This window comes from Arenibacter sp. F20364, from assembly GCF_023015905.1.
Taxonomy (GTDB): domain Bacteria; phylum Bacteroidota; class Bacteroidia; order Flavobacteriales; family Flavobacteriaceae; genus Arenibacter.
In genome coordinates this window covers 1-11,125 of the sequence record NZ_JALKBD010000062.1, presented here as the reverse complement: position 1 = coordinate 11,125, position 11,125 = coordinate 1, and the positions used below count along the sequence as shown (strand labels likewise).

Sequence of the window (11,125 nt, the reverse complement as noted above, 5' to 3'; positions counted from 1 at the left end):
CATGATTGCCAATTTTTTCGCAGAGGGCATATTTCAGGCATTTTTTGACCAAGGCGACTACAATATGTTCGTAGTCCTTTTTCTGATCGGGGTCAAGATTTACCTATACCGCTTCGTAGCGATCAAAATAAACAATATGATATGATGGATACCAAAGAATTTGAAAAGCAGTACAACGGTTTTCAAAACGCCAAAAAACAGGGCGTTTCGCTTACCAAATGGTTTATGGTTTGCTGTGCCGTTATCGTTGTCGCCGTCCTTATCTGGGCGTTCTTTGTCCATGTTAGCACCGTCAACAAAATCATTGTAACGGACGAATCCGGAAAGCAATTAAATTCTGAAGTGGTCCAGCGGGAAAAAATGTTGGAAACATTGGTTTTGAACCAATGCGAGGCCGCTGTTTATTATGTCAATTCATTTGACAGGCTTAATATTAAAGCGAACCAGGCACGAAGCCTTTTTTACATCAACAGCAGTGATGCTAAACGGATATTCGAGACCTATCAAAAAAATGGTGGCTATAACGATGCGCTCCAGCTTGGTTACACCTATGAGGCAGAGTTTGAACGGATTATACGGATGGATGTCGAAACCTTTCCGTATTCGGTGGAGTTTTCGGCTATATTGACCATCGATGAGCTGGACGAAATAAAACGGTTCAGGATTGTGGCCAGGGGCAACATCGATACGAGAACACCGAATTATCCTGAGAACAAAACAGGCTTCTTCTTTACCGATTACTCCCAAATTTATAAAAGGCTAGAAAATGAATAGATCAAAGGTTATTATCATAAGCATTGTAGGGCTCCTAAGCATTGGTGTCATTTTCCTGTTTGTGAATGCCGGCAGCGGTGAATCGGAATACGAGGGTTTTGAATCCTCTCCGGGATCACAGACTAATTCCGAGTTCACTTTTGAGGATATGATGGAATCCGAAGAGGGCAATCTTTTTGATGCCGACAATGAAATGATAGACCCCCACCGAACGAAGAAAAACAGCATTGAAAAAATGTTGGATGAAGGCGATTCCCTTTACGAAGATGAAAACGACCCGAAAGTACTGGAGCTCCAGCGCCAAATCGAACTTTTGGAACGACAGAGAAAGGCCGAGCAAGTGGTATCGGGCAACGCAGGAACCCAAACCACCAAGCCGCTCACCAAAGCCGAAAAAGAGGCGAAATACAGGGAAGAATTGCTGAAGGCCAGGGAAGAGCGTTTGGCAAGATCTCAGGACATTTCAACCCCATCCGCACAGGTCAATACCACGGCCTCGGTATCGGAACCGCCCCTATACTTCAAAGCCAGTATTTATCAGGACCAATTCATACTCCCGGGCGATAGGGTTACATTGATTTTGGATGAACCCTTGACGTATAAAGGCAACACTTTTAAGAAGAACACCTTTTTATTCGCCAACGCCAATATAAGGGGTTCAAGAGTGCTCATGAGCTTGACCAACATCGACCATGTTCCGGTGATACTGATTGCCAAAGACGTGCGGGATGGAAACACGGGAATGTACAGCAAACGTGCCGGTGAACTGTTCAGGGAGTTCCAAGCGGAAGCCGAATCCCGAACACTCGAAGAAACGGCTGGAGAAGTTACGGCCAGAGCGAACATTCCTCTAGGCACATCCGCTATTAGGGCTTTTTCCCAATTCTTTAGAAAAAAGAAATACAAGGAGAAAGACAAAATACTATTGGTCAATAATCACGAAGTTATCCTAACAACCCCCGACAGATGAAAATATTAACCCCACTATTTATTTGGTTCGTTTCGTTTGTGGGATTTTCCCAAAACGATACCATTCAAGTGTCCAAAAACGATAAGGTCGTTGTGGTCTTTCCCGATAATATTTCCGATGCCTTTATTGGGGATGAGCTTAAATTCTTTATGGATTTCAAACGTGATGAAGGAAGCTCATTCGCTCAACGCATCCTGAAGCTCTATTACAATGAAAGGGCAACCGACAAACGGGATTATACCAGCTTAACGGCCATAACCGATAATGGAAATTCCTATGAATTTACCTTGGAACTATCGGCAAAACCAAAGAAGCCTACCTGGTACATATCGCCCGACCAAGCCGTTACCAACATCTTAGGGAAAAACATCGATAAGGGCTACCAACAGGCGGGCACGAACGGCAATTATGATGAAGCCGATGGGCAAGTGGCCACAGAACCGGTCGCAACCAAAACCGTTGTTGTGGAGGAAACGGAACCAGAGCCGGAACAGGGCGAGGAAACCGCACAACCCACGGCAGAACTTTATAAATCCGACCCCAAAGAATATTACAGGTTACGGTGTTATTATATGCAATTCGATAAGGCCAGAATACCTCGATTCTTTGCAAGAAACGATGATATTTTCCTATGGCTGAAAGGGGTGTATTACAACCAAAACGAATTGTATCTGCAATTTAGGCTGGAGAACAAGGAAGGAGTGGATCTGGACATCAATTTTGTAAAGTTCAGCACGGCAACGGCCTATAAGGGTAGCAGTAGTAACCAAAAGACCGAGCTAACCGATGATGAAGTGCTTTTGAAATATAAAATCCCCAAGAGGGTCGAAGGAAACACCGAAAATCATTTTGTGGTGGTCCTGAAGAAAATGACCCTTGATCGCAACAAAGTCCTAGTGGTCGATTTGGACGAGAGCAACGGAAACAGGGATTTATCCCTAGAGATCGATCACGGTTTATTGAACAACCCCAAAAGATTCTAAGTATATGAAAAGAAAAGCCCCACCAATTATACTAATTATGTGCCTTTTGTGCACCGCTTCGATATTTGCCCAACGCAGGGGCAACCTGGCATCTTCGGTAGGTGTTAGCGGTGGATATGTGGAAGATGGGTTCGCCGCTATGGGAACCTTCAATTTCCACCCCAACCGATTCAAATATTTCCAGATAAGCGTTTTGGCCGCTTTTGCCGAGGATAGGGGAACCCAAGATATTCCCTACAACGTATTCACCATCCAGCCAGGGCTAATGTACCGATTGTATATTTCCCGAATAAAAACCTTTAGTGTCCACGCTGGAGGGGGAGGACTGTTCGGTTACGAGGTCATCAACAACGGAAGCAATGAACTGCCCAACGGGGCCATTATCGACGGAAGAAGCCAGTTTATTTACGGTGCCTGGATAGGCGCAGAGGCGGAACTTGCATTGGGAGACGATTTTTCACTATTGATAAAAGCAAATGAATATTACCATGTCAACTCGGATGTAGGGAATTTTTATCCCTACGCAGGCGTAGGAATACGCTACTTTTTATTTTAAGAACTAAAGAACACTGTTATGAAAACCATCACCCCACTACGCATAGTGTTTTCAAGCGTACTATGCGTTATTTTAATCCTAGCTTGTAGTAAGGACTTTGACCGTATCGTCCAAGATTCCTTTGATTTTACATTTACCGCAGACAACGAAGAGGAAGGCTTTGTTTTTGAGGCATCCAAAACGGATTTTTCCCTAGAGCCTGAAAAGGTCGTTACTTCCGTTGAATACTTTATGCAATACAGCGTAGAGAACGGAAAAGGCTATTATATGACCCCCGAGAACGATACCATTAGGGAAACCGATACCATTTTCGTACAAGACTTCGATTTTTCCTTTAACTACATGGCCATCGATACCGGTATGCACAAAGTGAAACTACGTGCATGGGATTCCAACAGCCTAGAAAAAGAACTGGAGCTATTCTATGATACAAAATATGCCAGCTTCAGTTTCCTTTTGAACAAAGGCACAGAGGAATTTATCATAAACACCCCCAACCCCGTAAACGTTACTTTGTTACGGGATAAGGACACGGGCAATCCAGATAATGAAAGTGCCGAGGAATTTGAAGTAACCTACCAACTGGAAGACGGCACGGGCAAATTGTATTTGGGCGATACTGCTTATGAAGCTGGAGAATCGTTCACGTTGCCAAAAGGGGTCAGCGAATTTGGGTATCAACCCGAAACCCTGGGGGAACACAAATTGACGATGACGGCAACCGCTCCGGACGGTGCAAAAATCACCAACGAACTATTATTGACCGTAGGCAACCTGAATTTTACCTTTAGGTCAACAGCTTCGTCATCACAGGTAGAACTGAACACAAACCTTGCCGTTAACATTGACCTTCAGACACAAGACGAGGATTCCGATGTTACCTACGAGATAAGCCACGCCTTTTCTTCAGATAGCCAGGGAGCGGGAACCGTCCGCGATCAAAATGGTGGCGTGATGGATCCAGGCACTTTTAGGAATATCAATCCGGGCAATTACAATTTTACCTTTCAGGATGATGAGCTTGGCCAACGTAAGATTTACTTTGATGTAAGGGATTCAAATGGTCAGATAAAGCGGGATAGTGTCGAAATCGAGGTTGCCAACATTCCTTTTACCTTTTCGGGTAATTCGGAGAGTAACCAAGTTTTCGTGAACCAGCGAACCCAATTGAATTTCAACATCAAATCCAATGGCAATACCTCTAACATTGATTATTTCCTAACCTTCAACGTAACCGAGGGTAACGGACGAGTAACAGGGGTTAACGGAAATACCATCCAAAATAATACCGATTATGCGGTGGACCTTGGAAACTTCTCATTGTTCTATACCCCCGAAACCTTGGGAGCGCATAAAATCAGTTTTATGGTAACTGACAATTTCGGTCAGGAGGTGGGGCCTGTGGAAATTGACTTGACCGCCCGCCAATTGGAATTGGAGTTTACCGCATCGGCCAACGATAGTGAAGTGCTGGTTGGCCAGCGTGGAACCATTTCATTGAGCCTGATCGAGAAGGGTGATTTTGATGGAGTTTCCTATGAGTTGAATTACTTTATTACCGGTGGACCCGCCCAATTGTACAACGGAAATTCCGCCATTACACCAAGCCAGTATTTTACCGTCAACCCAGGGAGCTTTTCGTATGACTTTATCGGCGACCAAGCAGGAACCTATGAAATAACTTTCCTGTTAAGGGATAGCAATGGTCAAATATTGGAAGAAAAGGTTACGGTGGTCGTTGGCAATAACGATTTTACCGTTACCATGACCCCATCCAAACCCACGGAGTTTTCAAACATTCCGGTAAACATCATCGTCAATATCGATGAAGTTCCGGACGGAGCAAATGATACCTATCAGGCGTTCTACTCTTCGAGCAAAAACGGAAAAATGACCGTTAACGGTGTGGAGTATGGACCAGGGGAAACCTTCCCATTGAGTGCCGGCAATTCCAGTATTACCTATACCGGTGAAGAGCCTGGCCAGCACAATATCGTATTGAGTGTTGAATCAGGTTCCGATGTTACCCGTACCGCCAACACTACCATCAATTACGATCAGGTCGATTTTTCATTTACCGGAGGAGCACAAAAAACGGAAATTTCCGTAGGCGAAACAACCGCTCTAAACTTCAACATTACCGAGAGTGTAGGATCCAGCAATTACCGTATGCGGTTTACCATGAACGGGAACGCCATCATAAAGGATGCCAGTGGAACCGAAGTAAGCCCAGGTAATATTTATAACGTACCGAAAGGAAACTTTAACTGGAGCTTGGAGGGAACCGATGACGGTTCCATCAGCATAACGTTCACAGCCCAAAACGATACAGGGCTGGAGAAACAAGTTACCATTTCGATAACCGTCAACGCAAAGGATTATAACTTTACGGCTTCAGCTTCGGAATCGTCGGCTTTTACAAACGAAGTAATACCCGCCAATTTCAACATTTCTGAAATCGGAATCGGGGGCGACACCTACGAAATGTACTTTTCTTCAGGGAGCAATAACGGTAGCTTCGAGTTTGATGGGCAAACCTACTCCGCAGGGGAAACTTTTGCCGTTCCAGTTGGGGCATTTTCGGGAACCTATACGGGGATTTCGGAAGGCAACCACAACGTAACCTTTACGGTACGGTCATCTTCGGACGTTACCAAAACGGCCAGCTTCAATATCGATTTTGATATTTACGAGGAACCGTTTACCCTAAACATCAGCCAGTCAGCACAAGACAAGTATATCAATATTCCTTTTGACTTGACGGCCCTTACCAATGCGCCAAACGGACACGATCCATCAGTAACCTATACAATGGTGTTCACTTTTTCGGGAGCCAGTGTTGGAACCATCCAGTACAAGGGAGTTACATACAGGGAAGGGGAAATCATACCGATTGATTACGGCAGCGCACCGATGCAATTTACCCCCGAGACTGATGAGAGCTTCAACATCAATATCCGTGTGGAAAATTCGACTGGACAATCCCAGACCACTAGCGAATCCATTGAAATGTTCAAGCGACCCAAAGTAACGGCCAAAGGGGAAAAACACAATGTGAGTTGTGGTGGCCTGAACGGTTGCGACTACCAAGTGAGGATTTATACGTGTTTCGCCGCGAATTGTTCTGAGGCCTATAACGGGGCAACATTGGAACAGGTTGAAATTCGCATCTTTAACCGTAGTACCAATAGATGGGACAATGAAGTGTTCAACTACAACAACGCCCAAGGAACCGGTGTTGATAGATATTTCTTGATGGAAGAAGAACCAAGAGAGAGCAGATTGAAATATTTAGATCAAGACTACGAGGTACGTGTTAGGGATAGCAATGGCCAGTGGAGCGATTGGACTTCAGGAACAGTTGTAAGAGTATAAACAATAGGGGGCCAAGCGCCCCCTTTTTAACTTCTTTTTAATGTATAGGTTATGACAACATCCTGGTCGTCCAAAAAATCATCCTGCTCAACTACGAGACGGTTTTGTGAAAACTCGATAATGGTCATATCGTTCCTGTTATCAAAGCGAAGGATTTCATTATTGATGAGCTCATATCTATCAGATTCCACAGTGCTGAAAGCATCCACTTCGCCACAGCTTAAACCGTTTTCGTTAATAGAGTACGCATCTTTTTCACCTTCCCCGCGATCAGCAAAAAAGGTAAGATTGTCTTTTAGGCATTGGCGGATTTCGTTGGTATTGAACAGGTCAACATTTACGGTTCCATCACCGTTAATATCCACAGCCGTATTAGACCTGATGGCCTCATATTCCCATTGGCCAAAAAGAGCTTCCTCTCTATTGTCAATGCCTATATTGTCATCATCCTTATCACAGGATAATAGGACGGCAAGCATTCCAAAAGTCAGTAAGTATTTTCTCATAACGTAAGATTTGTGTTCGGTAGTTAAAGATACAAAAATGCCTCTATGAATATCCCGCATCCCTTACCCCTACTCTATTTACATACGATAATCCCTACAATAAGGATGCCGAAGACATCAGTTCCGGTACTTTTTTCGTGCTTGCTTTTTTTGACCTTTTCTCCCCTTGGGAATGACCTTTATGCACAGACCAGCTCACCAAATAAACTTTCCGAAACCGTAGATATTTTTTTACATAAATCTGCCTCTGCAGAGGATGTAAAAAAACTGGTTGAAATCCTGGGGAGCGATGTGCAAAAGTTCAGCTCAAAATTTAAGTTCGTACCGTCTATCAACCCCCTTAACCCAAAAAAACTGAAACGCTTCTCCAGCAAGTTCGGAAATCGTTTTCACCCTATCGACAAGAAGAACAAGCCCCATTTTGGCCTTGATATTTCTGCCAAAGCGGGAACACCAATTCATGCCGCCGCTTCAGGAACCATAAAGAGCACAAAGGAATCAAAAACCGGTTACGGGAACCAGGTGGTTATTGAGCATGATTATGGCTTTAAAACCCGTTACGCCCATATGTATCTTTTCATTGTGAAAGAGGGCCAATCTGTAAAAAAGGGGGAAATTATCGGTTTTGTGGGCAGTACCGGAAAAAGCACCGCAGACCATATCCATTTCGAGGTATGGAAGAACGGGGATAGAATTGACCCCTACCCCTTTTGTTTTCTGGAGATTTAAAAAATTATTCGATTACACTTTTTCCGCTTTTGATTTCCCACTAGCTTTATACGTCCAAAGTTTGGACAAAATTGAGCTACTACTTCCTTATCGATTGCAACAATTTTTACGCATCCTCAGAGCGGGTTTTTGACCCTTCCCTGAACGATAGGCCCGTGGTGGTGCTTTCAAACAATGACGGCTGTTGTATCGCTAGAAGCAACGAAGCCAAAGCCTTGGGCATTCCCATGGGCGCACCCTACTTTGAGTACAAATCCTTTTTTGCCAAGCACAATGTAGTCGTGAAATCATCGAACTATGCGCTCTATGGCGACATGAGCTCTAGGGTAATGAATATACTTTCAAGATATTGTCCGGAGGTGGAAATTTACAGTATCGATGAAGCATTCCTTTTGTTCCGGGGCTTTGAGCATTTCAATCTGGAGAGCTATGCCAGGGAAATCAAATCCTTTGTACACCGTGCGACCGGTATTCCCGTATCGATAGGGATTGCCCCGAGCAAGGCATTGGCCAAGGTTGCCAATAGGATTGCAAAGAAATTCCCCGATAGAACCGGCGGGGTGTATCTGATGGACACCGACACCAAGAGGACAAAAGCCCTAAAGTGGCTGAAAATCGGTGATGTTTGGGGGATTGGGAGCCGCTATGCCAAAATGTTGCAATTGCAGAACGTTCGTACCGCACTTGACTTTATCGAACTGCCCGATGACTTTGTAAGGGATAGCATGACCATCGTGGGCCTACGTCTGAAACATGACCTGATGGGGAAACCCTCAATCCAAATGGAAGAAGTCCAAAACAAAAAAGGGATCGCCTGTACACGTTCTTTTCATAAGGATTATACCGAGTTTTCCGAACTGCACGAACGTATTGCCACCTTTGCATCGGTTTGCGGTAGAAAATTGAGAAGACAAGGCTCCGATTGTAATTTGGTTCAGGTATTCGTTCGGACAAACCCATTTAAGGAGCATTTACCACAGTATGGCCGCTCCGTTTGCATCAAACTCCCCTACCCGACCAATTCCACCCTGGAATTGACCAAGCACGCCGTAAGGGGTCTTAAAATGATTTTCAAAAAAGGCTATCACTATAAAAAAGCGGGCATTATGGTCATGGCACTCACCCCATCGGCATCGAAGCAATTGAACGTTTTCCAAAACTCGGACCCAAGACATTTGCCCCTGATGAAAGCCATTGACCGAATCAATTTGCTTTCTGGTTTCAATGTTGTTAAATTGGGTAGCCAAGATTTGAAACGGGAATGGAAGATGAACCGTAACCAATTATCCCCCAGATATACCAGTAAGTTTGACGATATAATTACAGTAAATGCACATTACCCAAAAGAAGAAACAGAAGCTTGAAATATTGATGCCTGGTAACGGCATGGCCATCGAAGTGCCTTATTTCGATGGGGGGATTTCGTGCGGTTTCCCCTCGCCCGCGGATGATTTCAAAGAGGACCGTATTTCGTTGGATAGGGAGCTTATCCATGACCCCGACGCCACCTTTTTCGCCCGTGTGAACGGGGATTCCATGCAGGGAGCTGGTATGGACGATGGCGACCTTTTGGTCATTGACCGCAGTATCGAGGCATACGATGGAAGTATTGCCGTCTGCTTCGTCGATGGGGAGTTTACGGTAAAGCGTATCAAAAAAGAAGAAGATAAAATTTATTTGATGCCCGAAAACCCAAAGTATAAACCCATTGAAATCAGCGGGGATATCACCCTTAATATTTGGGGCGTAGTAACCAACATCGTAAAACGAGTTCATAAGAAATAGCATGTGTTTCCATACCAGAATCGTCAGTACCGCCAAACAACTTGAATTGCACTTCGGGGTAACACGCTCGGATAAGCTAAAAGAAGAAAATGCCGAGCTCATTTACCACCACGCCAATGGATATAGCCATCAGCAATTTTGGGTAATTCCCCAACAGCGCAAGGACCATATGACCCCTATGATGTGGGGTTTGCTCCCATTCAATAAACCTGGTGCAGACCATGAAGCCTATTACAAAAAGGCCATACCCTGGGGAGCTGGACTGAACGCCCAAGCGGAAAAACTTTTTGACCACTGGATGTACAAGCATAGTGCTTTGACAAAACGCTGCATCGTACCCCTTTCGGGATTCTATGAACCCCATACGTGTGAAAAGCCCAAAAACTTCAAAGTGCCTTATTACTTTGAACAAAGGGATTCACCCATAATCAGCTTGGCCGGCATTTATAGCATTACCCCGGACAAGTATGTAACCTTTTCCATTTTGACGAAGGAAGCTCCGGAAGGATCCAAGTACGCCATTATCCACAACGTTTGCGGTAAGTGTAGTAGCACTAATTAAAGCGCAAAAGCCTACCTGTTTCCAATTAATTTTAATGAATATAACAATATTTCATGAAACCCATACAGCTATTACATTTACCGCTTGTTATACACTGGCATTTGTTACCTTCTGTTATAAAACTTTTAGTCTATGCACTTTCTCTGCTCTTTTATGATTTTTCATTTTTTTTAGATAAAAACTAATAAATTAAAAAGTTTTTATATATTTGCATCGCTTTCTATATGCGCATTAACGCATATGTTTATTGTATTGAAAAGATGGATGAATGCATTAAAGTATTTAAAGCCTTATCGGATACCAAAAGATTAAAAATCATTTGGTTGCTTACAAATATTGATGAAAAAGTTTGTGTTTCAGAAATTGTTGAGGTACTGGATGAGTACCAGTATAATGTATCTCGACATTTAAGGATATTAAAGGAGGCGAATTTAATTTCGGATGTGGGAGATGGTAAATGGGTTTATTATAATTTAACTCCAATTACCAGTGAATTTAGGCACTTGGTTCAAGAAGCTATAAAAGCAATGCCTACCGCACAAATGAAAAAGGAAATAAATAAATGTAAATCACTACTGGCTAAGCGTGATAATTAAAGAGAATAATCAACATATTTCTTAGCCATTGGGAAAAATATGTAATTGAATTTTACGAACATAACATATGTGGATAAATGCATATGTATTACTAATATTTGGAATGAATATTATGAATGAAAAAAAATATAATGGATTTTGGTAATTGTTTTAAGAGGTTGTACGAGTAATAAGGATAGAACACATAAAAAACCAAAATTAAATTGTTACTAACTAAGCATATGAATTCAAGAATGAACGAACTAATCATTTTTATAGGGATGGGAAAATAAGCAAAAGGTTTTTTTTT

The 11,125-nt window shown here is 43.2% G+C and carries 11 protein-coding genes; 10 read left to right on the top strand and 1 reads right to left on the bottom strand.

Annotated features, from left to right (window positions below; all coding sequences use genetic code 11):
• Positions 1-141: 141 nt before the first annotated feature.
• From MWU84_RS23210 to MWU84_RS23190, 5 genes are read left to right on the top strand one after another with little or no spacing between them, the layout of a single operon-like run.
• Positions 142-774, top strand: a complete 633-nt coding sequence (locus MWU84_RS23210) for a hypothetical protein (protein WP_246906360.1) — start codon at positions 142-144, stop codon at positions 772-774.
• The gene (traM, locus tag MWU84_RS23205) at positions 767-1,744 is read left to right on the top strand and encodes a conjugative transposon protein TraM (protein ID WP_246906359.1); all 978 of its coding nucleotides are present in this window, start codon (positions 767-769) and stop codon (positions 1,742-1,744) included. Before MWU84_RS23210 ends, traM begins: the two co-directional genes overlap by 8 nt.
• The gene (locus MWU84_RS23200; RefSeq protein WP_246906357.1) at positions 1,741-2,727 is read left to right on the top strand and encodes a DUF4138 domain-containing protein; all 987 of its coding nucleotides are present in this window, start codon (positions 1,741-1,743) and stop codon (positions 2,725-2,727) included. The genes traM and MWU84_RS23200 overlap by 4 nt, the downstream gene beginning before the upstream one ends.
• Before the next feature lie 4 nt (positions 2,728-2,731).
• A complete protein-coding gene (locus MWU84_RS23195) occupies positions 2,732-3,283 on the top strand; it encodes a conjugal transfer protein TraO (RefSeq protein ID WP_246906354.1) in 552 nt (183 codons plus the stop codon).
• 18 nt (positions 3,284-3,301) lie between these two features.
• Positions 3,302-6,658: a TraQ conjugal transfer family protein gene (locus MWU84_RS23190; RefSeq protein WP_246906352.1), complete on the top strand. Its 3,357-nt coding sequence runs from the start codon at positions 3,302-3,304 to the stop codon at positions 6,656-6,658.
• A 26-nt stretch (positions 6,659-6,684) separates the two neighbouring features.
• Here MWU84_RS23190 and MWU84_RS23185 read toward each other — a convergent pair whose 3' ends face one another.
• The gene (locus tag MWU84_RS23185) at positions 6,685-7,164 is read right to left on the bottom strand and encodes a hypothetical protein (protein WP_246906350.1); all 480 of its coding nucleotides are present in this window, start codon (positions 7,162-7,164) and stop codon (positions 6,685-6,687) included.
• Between the two features lie 105 nt (positions 7,165-7,269).
• On the opposite strand from MWU84_RS23185, the gene MWU84_RS23180 reads away from it, so the two are divergent.
• The 5 genes from MWU84_RS23180 to MWU84_RS23160 all read left to right on the top strand — a co-directional run bounded on the left by MWU84_RS23180 (position 7,270) and on the right by MWU84_RS23160 (position 10,836).
• Positions 7,270-7,893, top strand: a complete 624-nt coding sequence (locus MWU84_RS23180; protein WP_246906349.1) for a M23 family metallopeptidase — start codon at positions 7,270-7,272, stop codon at positions 7,891-7,893.
• 71 nt (positions 7,894-7,964) lie between these two features.
• Entirely contained in the window at positions 7,965-9,257 is a 1,293-nt protein-coding gene (locus tag MWU84_RS23175; protein ID WP_246906348.1) for a Y-family DNA polymerase, read from the top strand.
• On the top strand, positions 9,223-9,678 hold the full coding sequence (gene umuD, locus MWU84_RS23170) for a translesion error-prone DNA polymerase V autoproteolytic subunit (protein ID WP_348647898.1): 456 nt from the start codon (positions 9,223-9,225) through the stop codon (positions 9,676-9,678). The genes MWU84_RS23175 and umuD overlap by 35 nt, the downstream gene beginning before the upstream one ends.
• Position 9,679: 1 nt before the next feature.
• The gene (locus MWU84_RS23165; protein WP_246906347.1) at positions 9,680-10,240 is read left to right on the top strand and encodes an SOS response-associated peptidase family protein; all 561 of its coding nucleotides are present in this window, start codon (positions 9,680-9,682) and stop codon (positions 10,238-10,240) included.
• A 224-nt stretch (positions 10,241-10,464) separates the two neighbouring features.
• Positions 10,465-10,836, top strand: coding sequence for a metalloregulator ArsR/SmtB family transcription factor (locus MWU84_RS23160; protein ID WP_348647897.1), 372 nt, complete (start codon positions 10,465-10,467; stop codon positions 10,834-10,836).
• Positions 10,837-11,125 lie beyond the last annotated feature (289 nt).